Origin of the sequence: Tenacibaculum sp. E3R01 (assembly GCF_003318185.1) — a bacterium.
GTDB lineage: Bacteria > Bacteroidota > Bacteroidia > Flavobacteriales > Flavobacteriaceae > Polaribacter > Polaribacter halocynthiae.
In genome coordinates this window covers 85,316-108,266 of the sequence record NZ_QOCC01000014.1, presented here as the reverse complement: position 1 = coordinate 108,266, position 22,951 = coordinate 85,316, and the positions used below count along the sequence as shown (strand labels likewise).

Sequence of the window (22,951 nt, the reverse complement as noted above, 5' to 3'; positions counted from 1 at the left end):
TATGAATTTAAATATACAAAATAGGAATGCCTTAGTTTGCGGAAGTACACAAGGTATAGGAAAAGCTTCAGCAATTCAATTAGCAGAAGAAGGAGTTAATGTAACCTTAATAGCTCGTAATGAAGAAAAGTTAAAAAAGGTTTTAGACGAGCTACCAAATAATAATCAAAGGCATGCTTATATTGTTGCCGATTTTTCAAACCCTAAAGAGTTAAAAGAAAAAATAGAAGCTACATCTTTAGAATTTCATATTTTAATAAATAATACAGGAGGTCCTGCTGGTGGTCCTGTTTTCAATGCTCAATTAGATGAGTTTGAAAGAGCATTTACTCAGCATTTAAAATGTAATCATGTGTTGGCTCAGGCAATAGTACCGTTTATGAAAAAAGAAGGATATGGAAGGGTTATAAATGTAATTTCTACTTCTGTAAAACAGCCACTTGACGGATTGGGAGTGTCTAATACAATAAGAGGTGCAGTAGCTAGTTGGTCTAAAACATTAGCAAATGAATTAGGACAGTTTGGAATAACTGTAAATAATGTATTACCAGGAGCTACAGGAACCGAGCGTTTAAACGAAATAATAAATAACAAAGCAACAAAAACGGGTAAAACAATAGAAGAAGTATCTGAAGCAATGAAAAATGCTTCACCAGCTAAACGTTTTGCAAAACCAGAAGAAATAGCAAATGCAATAGTTTTTTTAGCAAGTGATAAAGCAAGTTTTATTAATGGAATTAATGTTCCTGTTGATGGGGGTAGGACTAAAAGTTTGTGATGATTTTAAGGTTAAAATACTAAAAAAAATAAGGGGTAGCTAAATATATATATATATAAATAGTAACTTTATAACTTAGTAAATAATTAATTAACCAACTTAAATATTAAAGTATGAATCGCAGAAAATTTATTACAACTTCAGCTATTGGAGCAGGTGCATTAACAATGCTTCCAACTTCAACTATTGCTAGTAACAATGTAAACTCTTTGTCTAGTTTAAATAAAATTAAAAATATTTCATTGAGTAGTTTACCATTTAACTTTACAAAGGCACATGAAGGTTTAATAGCAGAGCTGAATCAATTAGGGTATATGTATGATTCTAATAAACTAGTTAAATTATCTAGTAAGTGTTATGCTATTTCGGTACAGAAAAAATCCTTATTAGGGTTTACAAGTGATGAGTTAGCAATACTTATTGAAGAGAACGGAACGAGTAAGTATTATATTTTAGAAGAGAAGTTAGCTGTTGAGTTTAATACTTTAATAAAAAACTATAGCTATAATATGGATACAAATGGTTTTAGCTATGATTTAGCCGAATTCGCTTTTCCTGTAAAAATACAAGAAGCTAAAAAAGGTAAGGAAAGTATTTTTTCTTATAAAAATAAATTGAATAATACTATTACGTTAAAAAGTAATAGAAAAAAATCTAGAGCAATTATCTGTTAGATTAAAAAAGTAACTAAGGTTTCTTAAAAGGAGATTGTCTAGAAAGTATAACATTTAAAATAAATCAATAGAGTCTTATATAAATCATAAATTTTGATTAAGACTGTTTTTGTAAATTGTTTTTTATGAAAAAGTGTTACTTTTTTAGACAATCTTTTTTTGACCTATTATAGAATAATAAAAAATGAGCAAGTTAGTACAACCTTTAAATTTTAAAAAGTGGATTGATGAAAATCGTCATTTATTAAAACCACCAGTAGGTAACAAACAAGTTTGGGATAATGGAGAGTATATTGTTATGGTAGTTGGAGGCCCAAATAATAGAAAGGATTATCATTATAATGAAACACCAGAATTTTTCTATCAAGTAGAAGGAGATATGGTGTTGAAAATTATTGATGATAAAGGAGAAATGATAGATGTTGAAATTAAAGAAGGAGATATTTATTTATTGCCAGGAAAAGTACCTCACTCACCACAACGTAAGGCTAATACCGTAGGTTTAGTTATTGAATATCCAAGAGATGAGGGTATGTTAGATGCTTTAGAATGGTATTGCGAAAAATGTGGTACGCAGCTTTATAGAGAAAAATTTGCTTTAGATAATATAGAAACTGATATGCCTATTATTTTTGATAAGTACTATTCTAATACGGAAAAATGTACCTGTTCTAACTGTGGAACAGTAATGGAATCTCCTAGTAAAGTAAAATAATGATTGATGAGATAAAGAAAAGTTTTTCTAAACAGGGTTTTATGAAAACTCTAGGAGCAAAAATTCTTCATATCAAAGAAGGAGAAGTGAAAATACAGTGTATGAAGGTAGATAATCTTACCCAGCAACATGGTTTTTTTCATGCTGGTGTACTAACAAGTATTATGGATGTTGCTTGTGGTTATGCAGCGTTAACAATAATGCCAGAAAATTCAGATGTTTTATCTGTAGAATTTAAAACAAATTTATTACGACCAGCTAATTCTAAATTAGTTGTAGCCACAGGAAAGGTGGTAAAGTCGGGAAAAACTCTAGTGTTTTGTGAAGCTAAAGTTGAAGATGAACAAGGCACATTGTATACTACTATGCAGGCTACAATGATTTGTTTACAGAAAAAGAATGCTAATTAATATTATAAATTATAGTTGCAATTAAAATAAAAAATGAAACAACGAAAACTACGAATAAACGGTCACTCACACTTATTACCTTATCCAGAACAAATTCCTCAATTTATGAAGGAAAAAGAAATTTTTTGGGTAGATGATGAACGTAAACATATGCTTCAAAAAGGATGGAAAAGACCTGTAACTGACTCTAGTTTTTTCTTAGATGAGAAGTTGATTTGGATGGAGAAAAATAGATTAGATCATGCAGTGGTTCTAAATCTTTCTCAATTATATGGTAACGGGTTGCGTTTAGAAGAAATGAAAAAAGCATTGCGTTTTCAAAATGATTTTAATGCAAAAATTCAGCATGATCATCCAGATAAGTTTACTTGTGGTTTTGTAGTTCATCCAGGGTTTATTTACGGAGCATTATATGAAATGGAACGTTGCGTAGAAGAGTTGGGGTTAAAAGTATTGTGTTTGCCAACTCATTTTATGGATTCAATTGGTCAATGGCGTTGTGTATTTGATAAAGAAAATGACCGTATTTTTGAGTTAGCAGATAAGTATAAGTTAGCTATTGAAATTCACCCGTATGATGGAGATAAAATGATAAAATTAGAGAACACTAATTGGCGTTTTCATTTAATTTGGATGTTGGCGCAATGTGGTGATGCTTATCATTTTTATACATTAAATGGAATGCAAGAACGCTTTCCAAATATTAGAACATGTTTTGCACATGGAGGGCAATTAGCTCAAATGAATTTAGGACGACGTATTCAAGGATTTGATGGAAGGCCAGATTTGTTTGAAGGAAAAACGCATCCAAGGAAGGCGGTAGGGCATCCTAATATCTTTTTTGATACGTTAGTTCATGATACAGATTCTTTAAAATTAATGATAGATCGTCAAGGGTCAAATCAAATAATAATGGGACTAGATGATCCATATCCGTTAGGAGAAATGGAAAGTGATGCCCAATCATCATATCCAGGAAAATTATTAGATTTAGCAATTGATAGAGATATTATCGACCAGAAGCAATATGATGAAATTTGGGAAGATAATACTTTACGGTGGTTATTTGGAGATGATGTAAAAGCAAAACAGGATTTGGTAAATAAGATACTTTCAAAATAAAAGTATGTCAGAAGTAACACAGTTTCATAACCTGTCACATATTTTTATCTCATTATTAGGTGCTGTTTTACTATTGGCAATTTATTACAATATAAGAAAACGTTTTTTTTCGGTATTAGAAGATGGAAACGGAATTAAACGAGTAGATAAAGGGTTATTATATTTTAGCTTTGGTATGTTGGTGTGGGTGTTTTCAGGTTCATGGGGACTCATTGCTAATTATTTTAATTTTCAAGACACATTATCGTACCAAATAGGAATAAATATATTATCTACCATAAATAATTTATTTTGGTTATTGGCGCTACATTATGTGCACGATGCTCCTAAGTTTATTTATAGAAATGAAAAAAATGTAAAAATTATTTCTATTATTATAATCATAGCTGCTTCATTAACATTATTGTTATCTTTTATAATTGGTACTAATATTTACTATGGAATTAAACTTGTTGGAATTCCTGATTTCTTATTAACAACTTTTCTATGTTATTTAATGGGGGTTTCATTTTATAGAACCTTTATGCATAGAGATTTAAAGTTAGTAGCTGTTATTTCAATAATTGCAATTTTTTTATTGTTTATTTCACAGTTTTCAGATGTGTTCACAGTCTTGAATAACGATTTTTTTAATCAGCTTATTAGAATTATAACTAAAACCTCGTTAGTTTCCGTTTTTCTAGTTTTAGCAACTAGTTGGGTTATTCAACTAGCGAATACACCAAAACCAAATGAAATGAAAATAAAGTTTCTAGATTGGTCTTTAGTCGAATTAACTATTCCTTCTAAAGGAATTATAGCAGAGAAAATTGATTTTGGTTCAAAAACTACTCAGTATAAAAATTTACTGAATTTTGCATATAAAAGAAAGTTTAATGAAGTTAATAAGCAAAGTATTGTTGTTAGTTATGGAGGTGAGATAAAGAGCCAAACATATTTAACAAGGATTATAGATAACATAAATGTGATACTTCAATTATCAGATGAAAATAAATTAGAACGTAAAGATTTAATTACTTTTATAGGAGAAAGTAAATATAGATTACGAATTCTTCCAGAACATATATTTGTTGATGAAGCATTATTAGAAGAGTATAAAAAACTTGTAATTAAATGAAAATAGCAGCAACTCAAATTGATGTAACTGTAGGTGAAATTGAAAAGAATATTATTGCTCATATCAAAGCTATAAAAGAAGCTGTAAAAGAAAAAGTAGATTTAATTACATTTCCTGAAATGTCAATAACTGGATATTGTAGAGAAGAAGGAAGAAGAGTAGCTTTTGAAAGAAAAGATAATAGATTAAATAGCTTAAGAAAATTATCTAAAGAGAATAATATTATAATTGTTGTTGGAGCTCCAATATTGTTAGATGATATGTTATTCATAGGGTCTTTCATACTAAAACCAAAAGGAGACGAGGAAATTTATACAAAGCAATATTTACATTCAGGAGAAGAGATGTACTATAAAAGTTCTTTTTTATACAATCCAAAAGTAACTATAGTAAATGAACAATTGTCTTTTGCTATTTGTGCTGATATCGATAATGAAGAACATCCTAAACAAGCAAAGTTAGATAAGTCAACTGTTTATGTTCCTAGTATATTCTTTTCTAAAGAAGGTATTGATAAAGGGTGTTCGTCTTTAAAAAGGTATTCTGAAAAATACATGTTACCAATTCTTATGAGTAACTTTTGTGGAGAACATTGGGGTGTCGAAGCTGGAGGTAAAAGTGCCTTTTGGAATGAAAAAGGAAAAAAAATAATAGCCTTAGATTCTGAAAAAGAAGGACTCATTATTGTTGAAAAAGATAGTGTAAATTGGAAGGTTAAGTCTATTATGCTTTAAAACTCTTAAGCGCTGATTTTTAGTGTTACAGAAACTCACAAAACGTTATTTTTTATTACAATTAACTACAATTGTAGAAAGTGGTTTTAGCAGATTTTATATTCGCTCAAAACTATTTTTATATGAAAAATCATACATCAACAAAAGATGTTTTAGGTCATCCTAGAGGATTGTTATATTTATTTTTTGCAGAATTATGGGAACGCTTTTCTTTTTATGGAATGCGAGCATTATTAGTTCTATACATGACCAAACATTTGTTATTTACAGATGAAATGTCTTTTGGTATTTATGCAGCCTATATGTCATTAGTATATGTAACGCCAATGATAGGAGGAATGTTAGCAGATAAAGTATTAGGTTTTAGAAAGGCAATTGTTTTAGGTGGGGTATTAATGGCTTTAGGACACTTTTTTTTAACTTTTGAACAACCTATGTTTTTTTATGGATCACTTTCTTTAATAATTATAGGAAATGGTTTTTTTAAGCCTAATATATCTTCTTTTGTAGGGAAGTTATACAAAGAAGGAGACACAAGGCGCGATGCTGGTTTTACTATTTTTTATATGGGAATTAATATTGGTGGAGCTGTAGCTCCATTATTGTGTGCATGGTTAGCTGAATTGTATGGATGGCATTACGGATTTGTTTTAGCAGGAATAGGAATGCTTTTAGGGCTTTTAGTGTTTAAAAAAGGATTAAATAATAATGTATTTGATGAGCATGGTGCTGTTCCGAATTTAGCGGTATATAATCAAAAAAGGTTTGGTATTAAAATGGGAAGTTTAATAACAGTCTGCGCTTTATTATTCGTGCCTGTTTTTGCTTTAATTGTAAGATATCATCAGTTTGAACACTATTTAGTTTGGATTGTTTCGTTGTTTTTGGTTTTATATATAATTAATGTTTTACGAAATGTAACTGTTTCTGAACGCCAAAAATTATTAGTAGCTGTTTACTTTACAGTATTGTATACTGTTTTTTCAGCAATATTTGAACAAGCTGGTAGTTCACTAACGTTATTTGCAGACAGAAACGTGAATTTAATAGGAATAAATGCTGCTCAAACTAATAGTATAAATTCAAGCTTTATAATTTTATTTGCCATACCATTTTCAATGTTGTGGATGTACTTAAATAAAATAAACAAAAATCCAAATTCAGTAATCAAATTTGGTATAGGTGTAGCTCTTTTAGGATTAGGGTTTGTAGTTTTTGCAATGTCTGCATACCAAGTTGATGAGTTTGCTAAAACGCCAATGCTTTATTTAATAATAGGTTATTTAGTGTTAACTATGGGGGAGCTTTTTTTATCTCCAATAGGGTTGTCTAAAATAACAGAATTATCTCCAACTAAATATGTAGCTTTTATAATGGGAGTTTGGTTTTCTGCTAATTTTTATGGGCATTTTTTTGCAGGGAAAATAGCAAATTTAACAACTGTTTCAGAAGGTGATTTAGGAATGTTTTCAAATGGATTACTAGGAGAAATAACAACATTTATAACAGGAATGTCAAGTGAAGTAATTTTATCTAAAGAACCAATATTTCATCAATTATATTCTTATGTTTCTGTGTATTCTGGTTTTGGATTTTTTACTTTTTTAATAGGTGTGTTGGTAATGATATTTTCAAAAAAAATAAAAAGAATGATGCAAAATGTACATTAGTATTAGCTTAAGGGTTTAGTTTTTATTTTTTTATATATTGGTACTATGGAAACTACTGAACATTATTTTAAAACAAATAAAGAAACTTGGAATAAAAAAGTTGCTGTGCATGCTAAAAGTGAAATGTATAATTTAAAAGCATTTAAGGAAGGTGAAAATTCATTAATGAAATATGAGTTGGATGCTTTAGGAGATGTCTCAGATAAATCATTATTACACTTGCAATGTCATTTTGGACAAGATACTTTAAGTTGGAGTAGAAAGGGGGCTAGATGCACTGGCATCGATTTATCAGATGAAGGAATTAAGTTAGCAAGAGAGTTAAATGAAGAATTAAAGCTAGATTCTAAATTTATATGTTGTAATGTATATGATGTAAATAAACATGTTTCCGAGCAATTTGATATCGTGTTCACAAGTTATGGAACCATTGGTTGGTTGCCAGATTTAAAGCCTTGGGCAAAAATAATAGCATCTAGATTAAAAGAAGGAGGGGTTTTCTTTATTGCAGAATTCCACCCAATCGTGTGGATGTTTGATTATCTAAAGAAACCTGCAGAACTTAGTTTTGGATACAATCAAAAGGAAGTTATCTATGAAGAATATTCAGGTACTTATGCAGATGAAAAAAATGAAGTTATCAGTAAGGAATATGGGTGGAATCATGGTTTAGGAGAGATAATTACAGCCTTAACATCTGAAGGATTGCAGATAGAGTACCTAAATGAGTATGACGAAAGCCCCTATGATGTTTTTCCTGACCTTGTAAAAACTGAAAATGGAATGTTTACGACAAAAGATAAATTATATCCATTAATATTTACATTAAAAGCAACAAAAAAGAGTTAAACAAGCATCTTTGTATATTTAAATAAGAAAATGTATTTAAGAAACTAAAAAAGGTCATCTAAAAAATTAGACGACCTTTTTTATTATGTTTATTTCTTTTTATTTAAATACAGAAACTATATTTATAGCTACTTCATCCCAGGTTTTAGAAACTCCATCTGCTCCCTTATGCAAGTCTTTGCATATTGTGTTTAATGAATCTAAAGCTTTTCGTGCTTCCCAGTTACTTACTTTCATAGTTGCATTTAAACTAAATTTTTTTCCATCTAAAGTATAAGTAAAAGGTAATTTTTTAGTAACATTATTCATTGTGATGTCAGAATACCCAATAGAATCATTCTCTAAAACTAATTTTCCAGAAAGTAATTCAGTTTTGTCCATGATACCAAAAAAGAATTTTTTAATTTTAAAATCTCTTCCAGAGTCAGAAGTGAAAATACTGCTTACAGGAATTGAAAATTCAGCGTTATTAAGTGCTTCTTTAGCAGAGTTTCCTTCACCACCAGCGGTGATGTTTACTTTTTTAAATTGACCTTTTACAGGTATTTTTTCTGTGGTTTTATAAGCTGTCCAGTTTACTTTATTATCAGCATTTTTTAATGAAAAAGGAGCTTGTTTTTTTTCAACTTTAGCTTCCTTTTGCTCTTCTTTTTTTGTTTCTTTTTTACAAGAAGTTAGCTGTAAAGTAATAGCACATAATAAGAGAGGAAAGATTAATTTTTTCATAAGTATTGTTTTATAATAGTATTTACTAAGTTAATATATTCTTTTTTTGCATCTTCAGGACTCATGCCTTTCAACTGTACCCAAGCATTGAATTTAAATGCACTTCTCAGGCCTGTAGTTGTGTTATTATTAGCGTTAAAAGAAAATTGATCTCCTTTCATAGCTTGTTTATAATACGCATATAATTTAAGCATAATATCTTGAGGTAATTTACCTTGCATGTTTGAAGCTATTTTATAAGCCTCCTGAAATTGTATGTCTAAATCATTTATCATAAATAATATGTAAATGGTATTACATTAAAAAGTGTATATACAAATATACAAAAGGAGCAAGGAAATATAAACTATCTAAACGATCAAGTAATCCACCATGTCCTGGCATTATGGTTCCGCTATCTTTAACATTTGCTCTTCTTTTAAACATCGATTCAACTAAATCACCAAAAGTACCAGCTGTAGAAACAATTAAAGCAATGATAATCCAGTTAAATATAGATAATACAGAAGAATAGTAACCAATTAAAACACCAACAATTAAAGAGAAAAATAAACCTCCAATAAATCCTTCAATAGTTTTTTTAGGAGAGATTCTTTCAAATAATTTAGTTTTACCAAAATTCTTTCCAACTAAAAAAGCAAAACTATCGTTAGTCCATATAAGAACTATAATATATATTATAACATATGGATGATAGTTGTTGTTTATAAAAGGAAGTAAAGTTAAAAAAGTAAAAGGTAAAATAATATAACGAATACCTACATCTAATTTATCCATAAATGTTTTTGGATATTCTGAATTTTTACTTCTATATAGGTTATAAATCATCTGAAAAGAACAAATTAATGTAATAATCAGTATGAATAAAAGAGTTCTTCTAGATGCTATTTCTTTAGTGTAATATATAGCTATAGGGAGTATTATATATGGAATATAATTTTTGAAATTAATGATTTTATTAAATTCCCACAAGCATATAGCAGAGAAAACTGCAATTAAGGCAGTATATGATTCTGCTGAGTATAATATTGCTGAGATAAAAATAATAGCATAAACAAGTCCAGAAATACTTCTTATTACTAAGTTTCGCATGTTTTAGAGGTCTTCAAAAAGAAGTAAGTATAAATTTTTTGAATTGCTATTACCGTAATTCAAAAAATCATCATTATTCTTTTGTATTGTATAATTGGTTATAGAACTAATATTAGTAGGGATATTACCTTTAAAATGGGTTTTAATACCTGTTAAACCTTCACTAATGTTTTTCACTAGTTGACTTGTGGTTGCGTAAATAATAAAGTTCTCAGATAATTCAGATATTTTATTACTTCCTAATTGGTTTGAAGAAAATAATATGTCTCCTTTATTAGCAATTAAATGCTCACAACTAGTAAAAAAAGGAATAGTATTGTTAGGTGTATCTTGAGATTTTATTTTTAATTGCTGGGTGATTTTTAATAAATCAAAATCAGTACAAGTTATATTTTCCCAGTTATTCTCTTTCAAAATATTTTCTAAATTGATGATAACTTCATTAATACTTGTAGAATATAAAAATTTCCCTCCTTTGTTAATAAAATGATGTACAAACAAATCATCTAAAGAAAGATTAACCGGTTGACGATTAATTTCTTCTTTAGATGATTCTGTATATGATTTAAATAGTTTTTTAAAAAAATTCATTAAAACAAAAAACTTATTCTTCTGTTATTGGATTTGTATTTTCTTTTGTTTCGTCTTTTTCAAATGGTCTTTTACCAAATAATTTAATTAAATCGTCTTTAAAGATAACTTCTTTTTCTAGTAAACGATCAGCCAATAGTGTTAATTTATCTTTATGTTGCTCTAATATTTCAATAGCTCTAACATATTGACCTTCTATTATTTTTGAAATTTCTTCATCTATAGTTTTAGCAGTAGCATCACTATAAGGTTTTACAAAACCATCATTACCAGATGAATCATAATATGTAATATTTCCTACTTTATCGTTTAATCCGTATACAGTAACCATTGCTCTTGCTTGTTTAGTTACTTTTTCTAGATCACTTAAAGCTCCAGTAGAAATTTTGTTAAACATTAATTTTTCAGCAGCTCTTCCTCCCATGGTAGCACACATTTCATCTAGCATTTGTTCGGTTTGAACAATCTTTCTTTCTTCTGGAAGGTACCATGCTGCACCTAGTGATTGCCCACGGGGTACAATAGTAACTTTAACTAAAGGAGCTGCGTGTTCTAACATCCAACTTACTGTAGCATGACCTGCTTCATGAAAAGCTATTACTTTCTTTTCTTTAGGAGTAATTACTTTGTTTTTCTTTTCTAAACCTCCAACGATTCTATCAACAGCATCTAAGAAATCTTGATGTTCAATAGCTTCTTTATTATTTCTTGCAGCTATTAAAGCAGCTTCATTACATAAATTTGCAATATCAGCACCAGAAAACCCAGGAGTTTGTTGAGCTAAAAATTCTAAATTAGCATTGTCTGCCAATTTCAAAGGCTTTATATGTACTTCAAAAATTTCTCTTCGTTCGTGTAAGTCAGGTAAGTCAACATAAATTTGACGGTCAAAACGACCAGCACGCATTAAAGCTTTGTCTAAAACATCTGCACGGTTTGTTGCGGCAAGTACAATAACATTTGTATCAGTACCAAAACCATCCATTTCAGTTAATAATTGGTTTAACGTGTTTTCGCGTTCATCGTTACCACCAGTCATACTATTTTTACCTCTTGCTCTACCAATAGCATCTATCTCATCAATAAATATAATTGAAGGAGACTTTTGTTGAGCTTGTTTAAATAGGTCTCTTACACGTGAAGCACCAACACCTACAAACATTTCAACAAAATCAGAACCAGATAAAGAAAAGAAAGGTACACCAGCTTCACCAGCAACAGCTTTAGCTAATAAAGTTTTCCCAGTTCCAGGAGGTCCTACTAATAAGGCCCCTTTTGGTATCTTTCCACCTAATCTTGTATATTTTTCAGGACTCTTTAAGAAATCTACAATTTCTTGTACTTCTTCTTTAGCACCTTCTAAACCAGCAACATTTTTAAAAGTAGTTTTTACTTTAGTGTCTTGATCAAAAAGTTTAGCTTTAGATTTACCAATGTTGAAAATTTGTCCACCACCACCAGCACCACCACCAGATCCTGACATTCTTCTCATAAAAAATAACCAAATAACAATTAGTAAAATAAAAGGTAAAAAACTTATAATGGTATCCATCATACTAGTTTTACTATCATTCCCTTTATCAAAATCTAAAGAATATGTATCTTTTGCTTTTTGAAGTTCTTTTTCAAAATTTTGTAAATCCCCAAAATTATATTTGTAAAGTGGAGCCCCTTTTCTGTAAAAAGGAGAATTACTTAATTTTTTATGAGATTCTTTACTCAAAGATTCATCTTTAATAAATATTTCTGCGTATGATTTATTGTATATAAAAATTTTAGAAATATCATTATCCTTAAGAATTTGATTGAATTCGTTTTCAGATAAATTTTTAGAACCCATTGAACCTGAGTTAAAAAAAGTTAACCCTATAAATAAAACTGCTATTGGAATATATATCCAAAGAGAATTAAAGGTTAATTTAGGTGTGTTTTTTTTCTTATCACTCATAAAATTTGTTTCAAAATATATTAATTATGCCGGATTTATTTGCGTTATTTTTGCATCTCCCCAAAGGCTTTCAATATCGTAAAATTCACGTGTTTGTTTTTGAAAAACATGTACTACTACGTTTACATAATCCATCAAAACCCATTCAGAGTTTCCTTGACCTTCTACGTGCCAAGGTTTATCCTTTAGTTCCTTACTAACGACTTTTTGTATTGAACCAGATATAGCATTAACTTGTGTGTTTGAATTACCAGAGCAAACTATAAAATAATCGCATACGGTATTTTCAATTTCTCTTAAATCAAGTAGTTGAATGTCTTCTCCTTTTACGTCATCAATCCCCTTTATAATCACAGCTATTAAATCGTCTGTGCTTGCTTGTTTTTTAGTCATTAAAAAAAATTAAATTTTAGCAAAGTTATTATTTTTTTGCGAGTAAATAGTGTATTATTGATACTACTTTTACTTATAAAATATTTATGAAAATAATCAAACTTGATGCCATTGATTCAACAAATACTTTTTTGAAAGAAATGGCAGGAAATTCAATACTAGAAAATTTTACAGTTGTTGTAGCTAAACATCAAAGGTTAGGTAGAGGGCAAATGAAAACTGAATGGAATTCTAAAGAGGGTAAAAACCTGACTTTTAGTGTTTTTGTTAAGTTTAAAGGTTTGTTGGTAACAAGTCAGAGATATTTAAACTTTTCTGTTGCTTTAAGTGTATATGAAGTACTTAATGAGTTGAAATTACCAAAAATGTCTATAAAATGGCCTAACGACATTCTGGCAGAAGGAATGAAGATATGCGGAATTTTAATAGAGAATTCTTTGAAAGGCAATGAAATACAATCGTCAGTAATAGGTGTTGGGTTAAATGTTAATGAATCTTTTTTGTCTAATAAAGAATTAAAAGCTGTTTCAATTAAAGATATTTTAAAAGAAGAATTAGGTTTGGATGATTTATTAAAAAAAGTAGTTGTTAGATTAGAAAAAAATATAGAAGTTTTAAATGCAAAAGAGTATGACTATCTTGAATCAAAGTATTTAGATGTGTTGTATAAAAAAAACGTTCCGAGTATGTTTAAAACAAATCAAAACGTTTTATTTATGGGTAAAATAGTTGGAGTATCTAAAAATGGTAAACTCCAAATAGAATTAAGCGATGAAACTATTAAAGAATTTGAAATTAAAGAAGTTTCATTTGCTTAGTACTAAAAATATACTGTTATAATTTAGCTATATTTTCTGTTAGGGTTTCGATAAATTTAGTTAAAGGTTTTTTTACCATCATGGCCATCATAGGATTAAAATCTCCATTAAATTTTAAGGTAACCTCACTTTCATTTTCAGATATTTCTTTGATATCTGAAGCCAAGGTAAAAGGTAATTTACTACTAGCAGCACCTAAAGTTACGTTTGAAAACTCAGTTTTCTCTTTCATAACCAATCTAATTTCTGGCATACCTTTTAACCCAAAAATAAAACTATCACCATCAACTTCAAATTTTTGAGTGTTTTCAGGCATTAGTTGCTCATAATTCTCAAGTTTAGTAAAAAAATTAAAAAGTTCTTCCGAAGATTTTTTTACTCTTACAATATTTCCTTCAATATTCATTAATCTATTTTTTAACTATTCTTCTTTTTGTTTCCAAGTACTAGGAGAAACTCTCCAATCTTCTAAAGTACGAAGTTCTTCACTAGTTATATATTTGCTATCTAAAGCTTGTTCTAATAAAAACTCGTAATTACTTAAAGTGGTTAATTCGACATTATCATTTTTAAAGTTTTCAGAAGCTATATCAAATCCATAAGAAAATATAGCAACCATACCTTTTACAGTAGCGTTTGCTTCTTTTAAAGCTTTAACAGCATTCAAGCTACTTTTACCAGTACTTATCAAATCCTCAATAACCACAACATTTTGTCCGCTTTCTAAGTAACCTTCTATTTGGTTTTTTCGACCATGCTTCTTTGGCTCTGGTCTTACATATATAAAAGGAACACCTAATTCTTGAGCAACCAATACACCTATGGCTATTGCTCCAGTAGCAACACCAGCAATAACATCAGGCTTACCGTGCTTATCTTCTACAATTTTTGCTATCTCTTCTTTTAAAAAATTTCTAACTGAAGGGAAAGATAATGTAATTCTATTATCACAATAAATTGGAGACTTCCATCCTGAAGCCCATGTAAATGGCTCTTGAGGGCTAAGTTTAATCGCTTTTATTTGTAAAAGGAGTTCAGCCGTTTTTTTTGCCGTATCTTTGTTAAAATCCATGTCGCAAATGTATAAAGTTTTTGTTAATGATAAACCAATAATATTAACAACTTCGATAAAAAAAGAAGAAAACTATCCTGTTTATCTTTTTAAAAACACTGTTATAGAGGAGCTAATTTATAAGTTAAAAGCAAATATTTTATCAGGTGTTTACCTGTTTTCTACAAATTTAGATGAAGATTGGAGAAGATTTAGAGAAAAATTTAATCCTATTGTAGCAGGAGGAGGGTTAGTTTTGAATGAAGAAAAAGAAGTTTTATTTATATACAGAGGAAATAAGTGGGACTTGCCAAAAGGAAGAATTGAAAGAGGAGAAGAAATTGAAGAAACTGCCATTAGAGAGGTAGAAGAAGAATGTGGTATTGAAAATTTAGTAATAAAGAAATTCTTGTTAAATACATACCATCTTTTTTTACAAAATGGAGAAAAAAGACTTAAAGAAACATATTGGTATTTGATGCACTCAAATTATAAAGGAGAATTAAAGCCTCAAATAGAAGAAGGAATTACCGATGTGTGTTTTAAGAATGAAAAAGAAATAGAAGAAGCACTACAAAATACATACGCTAACATTAAATTAGTTTATAAAGAATACCAAAAAGACATGTAAAATGACATTGTGTCATTGGATACTCCTGTTTTTTTATTAATTACTGACAAATTATTGCTAAATTTCTATTGGCATACAGTTTGTCTATCTCTACTCGTAAAATTGAATTAAAAATAAAAAAATAAATAGTATTATGAGTAAAATTATAGGTATTGATTTAGGTACTACCAACTCATGTGTTTCTGTAATGGAAGGAAATGAGCCAGTAGTAATTCCAAATGCAGAAGGAAAAAGAACTACACCATCTATTGTGGCTTTCGTAGAAGGAGGAGAGCGTAAAGTTGGTGATCCAGCAAAAAGACAAGCAGTTACTAATCCAACTAAAACTGTTTATTCTATAAAACGTTTTATGGGGAATAAGTTTTCTGAATCTTCTAAAGAAGCAGGAAGGGTTCCTTATAAAGTTGTTAAAGGAGATAACGATACACCACGTGTAGATATTGATGGACGTTTATATACGCCACAAGAAATATCTGCAATGGTATTACAAAAAATGAAAAAAACTGCTGAAGACTATTTAGGTCAAGGAGTTTCTGAAGCTGTTATTACAGTTCCAGCATATTTTAATGATGCACAACGTCAGGCAACTAAAGAAGCGGGAGAAATTGCAGGATTAAAAGTTCGTAGAATTATTAACGAACCAACTGCTGCAGCTTTAGCTTATGGATTAGATAAATCTCATGACGATAAGAAAATTGTTGTATTTGATTTTGGAGGAGGTACACATGATGTTTCTATTTTAGAGTTAGGAGATGGAGTATTTGAAGTATTAGCTACTGATGGAGATACACACTTAGGAGGAGATGATGTTGATGAAAAATTAATCAACTGGTTGGCTGAAGAGTTTAAAGCTGAAGAAAACATGGACTTACGTCAAGACCCTATGGCTTTACAACGTTTAAAAGAAGCTGCAGAGAAAGCGAAAATTGAGTTATCTAGTACAACTTCTACTGAAATTAACTTACCGTATATTACTGCTACTGCAAGTGGACCAAAGCACTTAGTTAGAACAATGACTAGAGCTAAATTTGAGCAGTTAATTGATGATTTAATTAAAAGAACTATTGAGCCTTGTGCTACTGCTTTAAAAAATGCAGATTTATCAATTGATGAAATTGATGAAGTTGTTTTAGTTGGAGGTTCTACTCGTATTCCTGCTATTCAGGAAGCGGTTGAGAAGTTTTTCAAAAAAGCACCAAGTAAAGGAGTAAACCCTGATGAAGTAGTTTCTTTAGGAGCTGCAATTCAAGGAGGAGTTTTAACTGGAGATGTAAAAGACGTTTTATTATTAGATGTTACGCCTTTATCTTTAGGAATCGAAACTATGGGTAACGTATTTACTAAGTTAATTGATGCAAATACAACTATTCCTACAAAAAAATCTCAAGTGTTTTCTACAGCAGTAGATAACCAGCCTTCTGTTGATATCCATGTTTTACAAGGAGAAAGAGCAATGGCTGCAGATAATAAAACGATTGGACGTTTCCAATTAACTGATATTCCACCAGCACAAAGAGGAGTTCCTCAAATTGAAGTAACTTTTGATATTGATGCAAATGGAATTATCAATGTTTCTGCTGCAGATAAAGCTACAGGGAAATCTCAAGATATTCGTATCGAAGCTTCTTCAGGATTATCTGATGAAGAAATTGAGAAAATGAAAGCAGAAGCCGAAGCAAATGCAGATGCAGATAAGCAAGCTAAAGAAACTGCAGAGAAAATTAATGGTGCAGATTCTATGATTTTCCAAACGGAAAAGCAATTAAAAGAATTTGGAGATAAATTATCAGCAGATAAAAAAGAGCCAATAGAAGCAGCTTTAGAGGAGTTGAAGAAAGCTCACGAATCTAAAGATTTAGCGCAAATTGATACTGCAATGGAGAAGATAAATGAAGCATGGAAAGTTGCTTCAGAAGAAATGTATGCTGCACAGCAACAAGCTGGTGGAGCAGATGCAGGAGCTCAACAACAAGCACAACCTGAAGGTGATGCTCAAGGTGATAATGTTGAAGATGTAGATTTCGAAGAAGTGAAGTAATTACATTCTAATATATACATTAAACCCATTGCAATTTATTGCAATGGGTTTTTTCTATTATAATAATAACTACATTTGAAAATATAGATCTGAAGAAGTATTATGAATAAAATAACCCTTTACTTTTTATTTTTTTTACTGTTTTTGAGTAAGTTAACTTTTGCTCAACATCCAGTATATAATCACTTAACAGAAAAAGATGGTTTACCAGATATTGAATTTTATGGCGTTATAGAAGATAGAGAAGGTTTTGTATGGCTAGCTGCAGATAAAGGTCTCTTTCGTTATGATGGAAAGGAATTTAAAAATTATTCACACCCTGACAAACGAGGGTTATCAGTATTCGGATTGAAATTGGATGAAAAAGGTAGGGTTTGGTGTAATAATATTTCTGGTCAGTATTTTTATATAGAAGATGATAAACTGAATTTATCTGTAGATATAAAAGAACATGCAAGTGGCCAATTAGCAAGTTTTTTTTTATACAAAAATAGTTTGATAGCTTCAAATTTAGGTTATGTAGCAAGAATTGATTTAGAAACAAAAGAAAAGAAAATATTTAAAGATGGTGTTAATGTAGTTGCTTCGGTTTTTAGAAGCAAGGACTCACTGTTCTTATTAAGTACTAATTATTATAAGTATAGTCTTAATGGTAAGGAATATTCCAATGAGCTTTCATTGGGCTCTAATATTTCAATAGAAGGAGCTACAAGTTATTTTACTCATAAAAATAAGCAGTTTGTTTATTCCTTTAATTTTCAGGCTGATGGGGTGAATGTTGAAAAACCATCAATTTTAATGAAGCAAGGTAAATCTTTTAAAAAGATATTACTTCCAAGAATTTTAAGAGGTAATACAATTGTAAAAAGTTTTTACGATGCCGGAGATGAATTTTGGTTTGGAACTAATAAAGGAGTAATAATTTGTGAATATAAAGAAGGAGAGTTTTTTTATAAAAGAACAAATTTTGAAGGAAAGTATATAACTGGTTTTTTAAGAGATAGATATAACAATTATTGGTATACCACTCATAGAAATGGTGTTTTTATAGTACCAAATTCTTATTTGAATAAGTATGAATTAGATGAAAGCAGGCAAAATATTAGTGCCATGGATAGGGTAGGGGATAATAGTGTATTGTTTGGGGCTACTAATGGAGATATTGGTGTTATTGATATTAAACAAAAAACACTTAAGAAATTTGATTTAAATGATAAACAAAAAGTGTTTGCTATTATAGGATTGACTGATGAACTAGCTTTAATGAGTTTTGCTACCTATTGTTATGTTTTTAATATAAAAACTGAAGAGTATAAAAAATTCCAGATGAATGGTAATGTAAAAGACTTTTCATTCATAGATAAAAATAGAGTAGTGATGGCGGCCTATTCCTCAGCAGCTATTGTTTTAGTAGATAATCCAAAAAAGAATAAAAGAATTGGATCTAAAAGATCATACTCAACCTATTATAGTAAAAAAAGCAAAAAAATTTATGTAGGGTATGTATATGGGGTAAAAGAATATGATGAGAATTTAAAAAGTAAAACAATAACTTTTAAAAATAGAGAAATTTTTGCAGTTGATATTGATGAAACAGCTAATGGTGTGGTGTGGTTTTCTACATTTAAAGATGGTATAGTTGGTTTAAAAGAAGATGGGACAATTATTAACTACACACAAAAAAATGGGTTGCTTTCTAATTTAACAAGTGTTATAAAAAGTGATGGAGATTATTTATGGATTTCTACTAACAAAGGTGTACAAGTATTAAATACAATAACTGGTAGGTTTAGAAATTTAACTAAGAGGCATGGATTAAATTCTTTTAATATTTCTGATATCTCAATTTTTGATAAAACTGTTTTTTTAAGCTCTAATAAAGGTATTTTTCAAATAGATAAAGAAAAGGTTTTTACCAATACTGTTCTTTTAGATTTCTATTTCACTAAGATTTCAGTTGAAGATAAGCAGGTTTCTATAAAGGAAAGTTATAAGCTTGATTCTAATACAAAAAAAATTCAGTTTAGTTTTCATACCAATGGCTTTTTAGCTGAAGACAACATTGAATATAAGTATCGATTACTAGGAGCATCAAAAGAATGGAGTTTGATTTCACAAGGTGTTAATCAGGTTACTTTTAATAATTTGGCTGCTGGATCTTATACGTTTGAATTAAAAGCTGTTCAAATAAATGGAAAAGAAGAAACAGCAGTAAAAACCATTAAATTAAAAATAAATCCCCCTTTTTATAAAGAATGGTGGTTCATTGTAGGTGGCTTGTTGTTGTTGTTTGTGTTTGTGTGGTTTTATTTTACGAATAGGATAAAGAGCTTAAGAATAAAACAAAAACAATTGTTAGAAAAAGAACGAATGCAAAAACAATTGGTATCTTCTAAATTAGAAAGCCTTCAATCTCAAATGAATCCACACTTTACGTTTAATGCGTTAAATTCTATTCAAAACTTAGTATTAAAGGGTGAGAGGCATGAAGCGTATGATTACTTAACTAAATTTTCATTTTTAATTAGAGAAAATTTAAATATGAGTAAAAAAAGTTTTGTTCAATTTGATAATGAATTACAGTTGTTAGTTAAGTATTTAGAATTAGAAAGACTTCGTTTTGGAGGGGAGTTTGCTTATGAAATTAAAGGAGATAGTAAGGTTGAAGATATAAAAATACCTACAATGATAATTCAACCTTATCTAGAAAATGCTTTAAAACATGGTTTATTACATAAGAAAGGAGATGATAAAAAAATAATTTTAGAATTTTATCAAGAAGATGGTGTTTTAAAATGTGTTGTATTTGATAACGGAATTGGGGTAGAAGCAGCTAAAAAAATTAAAAAAGAAAGTAACATAACTCGTGAGTCATTTTCTACTAAAGCAATTAAAGATCGACTAGTTTTTTTGAAAGATTATTATAAAACTGATATTGGAGTGGTCTATGAAAAAGTTCCTATAGGAACTAAAGTTGTTATTAAAATTCCATTTACAAAAGTGTAAAATATTCATTTGGAAACAAATTTGCTTGATTAGGAAGAAGATTTAAGTTATCGAAAAAAATAAAAATATATTACAGGAATATTCTTGAAAAAAGAAAGTGTTTTTCCTTGTTTTAAGATTATAAAAGCTCAATGAATTCTATTGTAAAAAAAATATTTGATACAGGTATACAAAATACTAAGGGGACAAAAGAAAATAAAAAGATAAAACTTTTAAATATATTTTGTTTTACATGGTCTGTAATGATTCCTGTGATAACTATTTTTGATATTATTTTTGGAAGAGAGTTGGAAGGTAGTTTGATAATGCATGGTGTTTCTTATATTTTAATAGCATTCATTTTTTATTTTCAAAGTAAACAATTCTATACATTAGCAAGGGTCTTATTTTTGAGTTCTATAATTGGTGTTACATTTGTGTTTGCAAATTATACTACTCCATTAAATTTAATTGAAAATTTTTACTTTGTTTACCCTCTAATAGCTTTGATACTAGTAGATAAAAAATGGATTAATATAGTTATTCTTGTAGTATGTTTTTTGTTATATTTTGTGCCAAATTTATATTACGAACACTATCCTAAAGATACCATTTTACCAGTCTTAGTGTTTTCAGTATTTGTAGCTGCCTTCGTGATTTTAAATTATGCCGAAACTTTAAATAAAAAGCATGAAAAAGAATTGTTACTAAATAAAGAGCAATTAGAACAGGCGTTTTTAGAGTTAGAAGAACGTAAAAAAAGTGAGTTGGCTAGTTTACAGTTAAAAGCATTAAAAGCTCAAATGAATCCACACTTTTTATTTAACGCAATAAACTCAATACAAAATTTAATACTTACAAATAATAAAGAAGAAGCATATAAATACTTGACAAAATTTTCTTTATTAATGCGAGAAAGTTTAAAAACAAGTGAGAAAAGTTTTATAAATTTTGATGTAGAATTATCAATGTTAAAAAAGTATTTAGAACTTGAAAAATTACGTTTTGGAGAAGATTTCATATATGAAATAAAAGGAGAGAAAGAAATTCAAAGAATAAAAATACCGTCTTCAGTAATACAATCGTTTATAGAAAATGCTATTCGTTATGGTTTGCTGCATAAAACTGATGGAAAAAAAATAATTACAATAGAGTTTTATCAGAGTAAGATATTTACTTGCGTAATAACTGATAACGGTATTGGTATTGAAGCATCTAAAAAGGTAAGTGTACTTAACACTAAATCGAATATTAATGAATCATCAATAATAGCAATACAGAATAGGTTACAGTTATTAAATGAATTTTATAAAATGGATATTGGAGTTTCCTACGAAGAGGTTGAAGAAGGAACAAAGGTTGTTATAAAATTACCATATACAATATAGAGATGGAGGTTTTAAGAAGAGGATATAAATTTGCTTTAAATATTGGTATTTATGATACTAATGAAAGAGAACATAAAAAAATAAGGTTACTGAATGCGTTTTGTTTAACATGGGCTATTTGTATTTGTTTTTTTATGATTTTAGATCCTTTTTTTTCACAAAGCTTAGATAGAAGTGTTGTTTTACATTTATTTTCATTTGTAACTATTGTATCTGTATATGGATTACAGAAACATAAGAAATATATTACAGCAAGAGTCTTATTTATAGTAACGTTAATAGTAGTGACGTTTATTTTTGCAAATTTTATAGAGCCATCTAGAATGATGGAAAATTTTTACTTTGTATATCCATTAGTTGCTCTTATTTTAATAGATAATAAGAAAATAACAATTTCAATAATGATATTTTGTTGGTTGTTATATTATGTACCCTATAAATTAATACCAGGTATTTATCCCATTGAAATATTTAATCCATTATTATTGCTTTCTGCTTTTGTAGGATGCTATGTAATTCTTAATTACTCACAGTCATTAAATTTAAAAAATGAAAAAAAATTAGAAAAGGCTTATCAAGAGCTCGAAGATAAAAAAAAGAATGAATTAGCACATTTACAATTAAAATCACTTAAGGCACAAATGAATCCTCACTTTATGTTTAACGCCTTAAATTCAATTCAAAGTTTAATTTTAAAGGAAGATAAACATGCAGCTTATGTGTATTTAACAAAGTTTGCATCATTGATTCGAGAGAATTTAAATATGAGTGAAAAAAGTTTTGTTCATTTCGAAGAAGAATTATCGTTGCTGAAGAAATATTTAGAATTAGAAAAACTACGTTTTAAAAATGATTTTAAATATCAAATAAAAGGAATAGAAAATATTGGTGATATAAAAATTCCATCAATGATAATTCAACCTTTTGTAGAAAATTCAATAAAGCATGGATTACTTCATAAAATTGAAGGAATAAAAGAATTAACAGTATCTTTTTCTAAAGGAGAAGTTTTTAAATGCGAAATAATAGATAATGGAGTAGGTCTTGAGAAATCAAAAGAAATAAATAAGCTGAATAATAAAGAAAAATCGTTTTCTACAAGTGCAATTTATGAAAGGTTAAGTTTATTAAAAGAATTTTATAAAACAGATATAGGTTTTGTTTATGAAGAAGCTTTAGAAGGGGTGAAAGTTGTTATTAGAATACCATATACTATATAAA

The 22,951-nt window shown here is 28.9% G+C and carries 23 protein-coding genes; 15 read left to right on the top strand and 8 right to left on the bottom strand.

Annotated elements, in window-relative coordinates:
• The first annotated feature begins 1 nt into the window (after position 1).
• The 9 genes from DS884_RS03340 (at position 2) to DS884_RS03300 (ending at position 8,069) form a co-directional block, all read left to right on the top strand.
• Complete coding sequence (locus DS884_RS03340; protein WP_113785779.1) at positions 2-778, top strand: SDR family oxidoreductase; 777 nt, start codon at positions 2-4, stop codon at positions 776-778.
• A 113-nt stretch (positions 779-891) separates the two neighbouring features.
• Positions 892-1,452, top strand: a complete 561-nt coding sequence (locus DS884_RS03335) for a hypothetical protein (protein WP_113785778.1) — start codon at positions 892-894, stop codon at positions 1,450-1,452.
• 184 nt (positions 1,453-1,636) lie between these two features.
• Entirely contained in the window at positions 1,637-2,167 is a 531-nt protein-coding gene (locus DS884_RS03330) for a 3-hydroxyanthranilate 3,4-dioxygenase (RefSeq protein ID WP_093870640.1), read from the top strand.
• Between the two features lie 41 nt (positions 2,168-2,208).
• Entirely contained in the window at positions 2,209-2,577 is a 369-nt protein-coding gene (locus DS884_RS03325; RefSeq protein ID WP_233487100.1) for a PaaI family thioesterase, read from the top strand.
• A 33-nt stretch (positions 2,578-2,610) separates the two neighbouring features.
• Complete coding sequence (locus DS884_RS03320) at positions 2,611-3,699, top strand: amidohydrolase family protein (protein ID WP_113785776.1); 1,089 nt, start codon at positions 2,611-2,613, stop codon at positions 3,697-3,699.
• A gap of 4 nt (positions 3,700-3,703) precedes the next feature.
• Positions 3,704-4,816: a hypothetical protein gene (locus tag DS884_RS03315; RefSeq protein WP_113785775.1), complete on the top strand. Its 1,113-nt coding sequence runs from the start codon at positions 3,704-3,706 to the stop codon at positions 4,814-4,816.
• Positions 4,813-5,550, top strand: coding sequence for a carbon-nitrogen hydrolase family protein (locus DS884_RS03310; RefSeq protein WP_113785774.1), 738 nt, complete (start codon positions 4,813-4,815; stop codon positions 5,548-5,550). Before DS884_RS03315 ends, DS884_RS03310 begins: the two co-directional genes overlap by 4 nt.
• A gap of 122 nt (positions 5,551-5,672) precedes the next feature.
• On the top strand, positions 5,673-7,220 hold the full coding sequence (locus DS884_RS03305) for a peptide MFS transporter (protein ID WP_113785773.1): 1,548 nt from the start codon (positions 5,673-5,675) through the stop codon (positions 7,218-7,220).
• 45 nt (positions 7,221-7,265) lie between these two features.
• Positions 7,266-8,069: a class I SAM-dependent methyltransferase gene (locus DS884_RS03300; protein WP_113785772.1), complete on the top strand. Its 804-nt coding sequence runs from the start codon at positions 7,266-7,268 to the stop codon at positions 8,067-8,069.
• Positions 8,070-8,168: 99 nt separating this feature from the next.
• Here the strand turns inward: DS884_RS03300 and DS884_RS03295 are convergent, their stop codons facing one another.
• The 6 genes from DS884_RS03295 to rsfS are packed head-to-tail and all read right to left on the bottom strand — an operon-like array spanning position 8,169 to position 12,819.
• Complete coding sequence (locus DS884_RS03295) at positions 8,169-8,795, bottom strand: YceI family protein (protein WP_093870647.1); 627 nt, start codon at positions 8,793-8,795, stop codon at positions 8,169-8,171.
• Positions 8,792-9,070, bottom strand: a complete 279-nt coding sequence (locus tag DS884_RS03290) for an acyl-CoA-binding protein (RefSeq protein ID WP_093870648.1) — start codon at positions 9,068-9,070, stop codon at positions 8,792-8,794. The genes DS884_RS03295 and DS884_RS03290 overlap by 4 nt, the downstream gene beginning before the upstream one ends.
• Before the next feature lie 19 nt (positions 9,071-9,089).
• On the bottom strand, positions 9,090-9,887 hold the full coding sequence (locus tag DS884_RS03285; protein ID WP_093870649.1) for a phosphatidate cytidylyltransferase: 798 nt from the start codon (positions 9,885-9,887) through the stop codon (positions 9,090-9,092).
• 3 nt (positions 9,888-9,890) lie between these two features.
• Positions 9,891-10,478, bottom strand: a complete 588-nt coding sequence (locus tag DS884_RS03280) for an LUD domain-containing protein (protein WP_093870650.1) — start codon at positions 10,476-10,478, stop codon at positions 9,891-9,893.
• Between the two features lie 13 nt (positions 10,479-10,491).
• Positions 10,492-12,426, bottom strand: coding sequence for an ATP-dependent zinc metalloprotease FtsH (gene ftsH / locus DS884_RS03275; RefSeq protein ID WP_093870651.1), 1,935 nt, complete (start codon positions 12,424-12,426; stop codon positions 10,492-10,494).
• 24 nt (positions 12,427-12,450) lie between these two features.
• A complete protein-coding gene (gene rsfS / locus DS884_RS03270; RefSeq protein ID WP_113785771.1) occupies positions 12,451-12,819 on the bottom strand; it encodes a ribosome silencing factor in 369 nt (122 codons plus the stop codon).
• An 86-nt stretch (positions 12,820-12,905) separates the two neighbouring features.
• Between rsfS and DS884_RS03265 the strand changes: the two genes are divergently transcribed.
• The gene (locus tag DS884_RS03265) at positions 12,906-13,637 is read left to right on the top strand and encodes a biotin--[acetyl-CoA-carboxylase] ligase (protein ID WP_113785770.1); all 732 of its coding nucleotides are present in this window, start codon (positions 12,906-12,908) and stop codon (positions 13,635-13,637) included.
• 16 nt (positions 13,638-13,653) lie between these two features.
• Here the strand turns inward: DS884_RS03265 and DS884_RS03260 are convergent, their stop codons facing one another.
• Both DS884_RS03260 and pyrE read right to left on the bottom strand, forming a co-directional pair.
• Positions 13,654-14,043, bottom strand: coding sequence for an orotate phosphoribosyltransferase (locus DS884_RS03260; RefSeq protein WP_093870654.1), 390 nt, complete (start codon positions 14,041-14,043; stop codon positions 13,654-13,656).
• Positions 14,044-14,058: 15 nt separating this feature from the next.
• On the bottom strand, positions 14,059-14,709 hold the full coding sequence (pyrE, locus tag DS884_RS03255) for an orotate phosphoribosyltransferase (RefSeq protein ID WP_113785769.1): 651 nt from the start codon (positions 14,707-14,709) through the stop codon (positions 14,059-14,061).
• Positions 14,710-14,716: 7 nt separating this feature from the next.
• Here pyrE and DS884_RS03250 point away from each other — a divergent pair, with 7 nt between their 5' ends.
• From DS884_RS03250 to DS884_RS03230, 5 genes are all read left to right on the top strand, one after another.
• The gene (locus tag DS884_RS03250; protein WP_093872013.1) at positions 14,717-15,319 is read left to right on the top strand and encodes an NUDIX hydrolase; all 603 of its coding nucleotides are present in this window, start codon (positions 14,717-14,719) and stop codon (positions 15,317-15,319) included.
• Positions 15,320-15,452: 133 nt separating this feature from the next.
• On the top strand, positions 15,453-17,357 hold the full coding sequence (gene dnaK / locus DS884_RS03245) for a molecular chaperone DnaK (protein ID WP_093870656.1): 1,905 nt from the start codon (positions 15,453-15,455) through the stop codon (positions 17,355-17,357).
• 102 nt (positions 17,358-17,459) lie between these two features.
• Positions 17,460-20,363: a histidine kinase gene (locus DS884_RS03240; protein ID WP_113785768.1), complete on the top strand. Its 2,904-nt coding sequence runs from the start codon at positions 17,460-17,462 to the stop codon at positions 20,361-20,363.
• 131 nt (positions 20,364-20,494) lie between these two features.
• Positions 20,495-21,730, top strand: coding sequence for a sensor histidine kinase (locus DS884_RS03235; protein ID WP_113785767.1), 1,236 nt, complete (start codon positions 20,495-20,497; stop codon positions 21,728-21,730).
• A 2-nt stretch (positions 21,731-21,732) separates the two neighbouring features.
• On the top strand, positions 21,733-22,950 hold the full coding sequence (locus DS884_RS03230; protein ID WP_113785766.1) for a sensor histidine kinase: 1,218 nt from the start codon (positions 21,733-21,735) through the stop codon (positions 22,948-22,950).
• The last annotated feature ends 1 nt before the right edge of the window (position 22,951 follow it).

What these genes read in the sequence shown, in the direction of transcription:
- pyrE (WP_113785769.1), bottom strand. Translation starts at nt 14,709, where the DNA reads ATGGATTTTAACAAAGATACGGCAAAAAAAACGGCTGAACTCCTTTTA.
- DS884_RS03235 (WP_113785767.1), top strand. Translation starts at nt 20,495, where the DNA reads ATGAATTCTATTGTAAAAAAAATATTTGATACAGGTATACAAAATACT.
- dnaK (WP_093870656.1), top strand. Translation starts at nt 15,453, where the DNA reads ATGAGTAAAATTATAGGTATTGATTTAGGTACTACCAACTCATGTGTT.
- DS884_RS03305 (WP_113785773.1), top strand. Translation starts at nt 5,673, where the DNA reads ATGAAAAATCATACATCAACAAAAGATGTTTTAGGTCATCCTAGAGGA.
- DS884_RS03285 (WP_093870649.1), bottom strand. Translation starts at nt 9,887, where the DNA reads ATGCGAAACTTAGTAATAAGAAGTATTTCTGGACTTGTTTATGCTATT.
- DS884_RS03340 (WP_113785779.1), top strand. Translation starts at nt 2, where the DNA reads ATGAATTTAAATATACAAAATAGGAATGCCTTAGTTTGCGGAAGTACA.
- rsfS (WP_113785771.1), bottom strand. Translation starts at nt 12,819, where the DNA reads ATGACTAAAAAACAAGCAAGCACAGACGATTTAATAGCTGTGATTATA.
- DS884_RS03320 (WP_113785776.1), top strand. Translation starts at nt 2,611, where the DNA reads ATGAAACAACGAAAACTACGAATAAACGGTCACTCACACTTATTACCT.
- DS884_RS03335 (WP_113785778.1), top strand. Translation starts at nt 892, where the DNA reads ATGAATCGCAGAAAATTTATTACAACTTCAGCTATTGGAGCAGGTGCA.
- DS884_RS03265 (WP_113785770.1), top strand. Translation starts at nt 12,906, where the DNA reads ATGAAAATAATCAAACTTGATGCCATTGATTCAACAAATACTTTTTTG.
- DS884_RS03295 (WP_093870647.1), bottom strand. Translation starts at nt 8,795, where the DNA reads ATGAAAAAATTAATCTTTCCTCTCTTATTATGTGCTATTACTTTACAG.
- DS884_RS03230 (WP_113785766.1), top strand. Translation starts at nt 21,733, where the DNA reads ATGGAGGTTTTAAGAAGAGGATATAAATTTGCTTTAAATATTGGTATT.
- DS884_RS03290 (WP_093870648.1), bottom strand. Translation starts at nt 9,070, where the DNA reads ATGATAAATGATTTAGACATACAATTTCAGGAGGCTTATAAAATAGCT.
- DS884_RS03315 (WP_113785775.1), top strand. Translation starts at nt 3,704, where the DNA reads ATGTCAGAAGTAACACAGTTTCATAACCTGTCACATATTTTTATCTCA.
- DS884_RS03280 (WP_093870650.1), bottom strand. Translation starts at nt 10,478, where the DNA reads ATGAATTTTTTTAAAAAACTATTTAAATCATATACAGAATCATCTAAA.
- DS884_RS03325 (WP_233487100.1), top strand. Translation starts at nt 2,209, where the DNA reads ATGAAAACTCTAGGAGCAAAAATTCTTCATATCAAAGAAGGAGAAGTG.
- DS884_RS03250 (WP_093872013.1), top strand. Translation starts at nt 14,717, where the DNA reads ATGTATAAAGTTTTTGTTAATGATAAACCAATAATATTAACAACTTCG.
- DS884_RS03260 (WP_093870654.1), bottom strand. Translation starts at nt 14,043, where the DNA reads ATGAATATTGAAGGAAATATTGTAAGAGTAAAAAAATCTTCGGAAGAA.
- DS884_RS03310 (WP_113785774.1), top strand. Translation starts at nt 4,813, where the DNA reads ATGAAAATAGCAGCAACTCAAATTGATGTAACTGTAGGTGAAATTGAA.
- DS884_RS03240 (WP_113785768.1), top strand. Translation starts at nt 17,460, where the DNA reads ATGAATAAAATAACCCTTTACTTTTTATTTTTTTTACTGTTTTTGAGT.
- DS884_RS03300 (WP_113785772.1), top strand. Translation starts at nt 7,266, where the DNA reads ATGGAAACTACTGAACATTATTTTAAAACAAATAAAGAAACTTGGAAT.
- ftsH (WP_093870651.1), bottom strand. Translation starts at nt 12,426, where the DNA reads ATGAGTGATAAGAAAAAAAACACACCTAAATTAACCTTTAATTCTCTT.
- DS884_RS03330 (WP_093870640.1), top strand. Translation starts at nt 1,637, where the DNA reads ATGAGCAAGTTAGTACAACCTTTAAATTTTAAAAAGTGGATTGATGAA.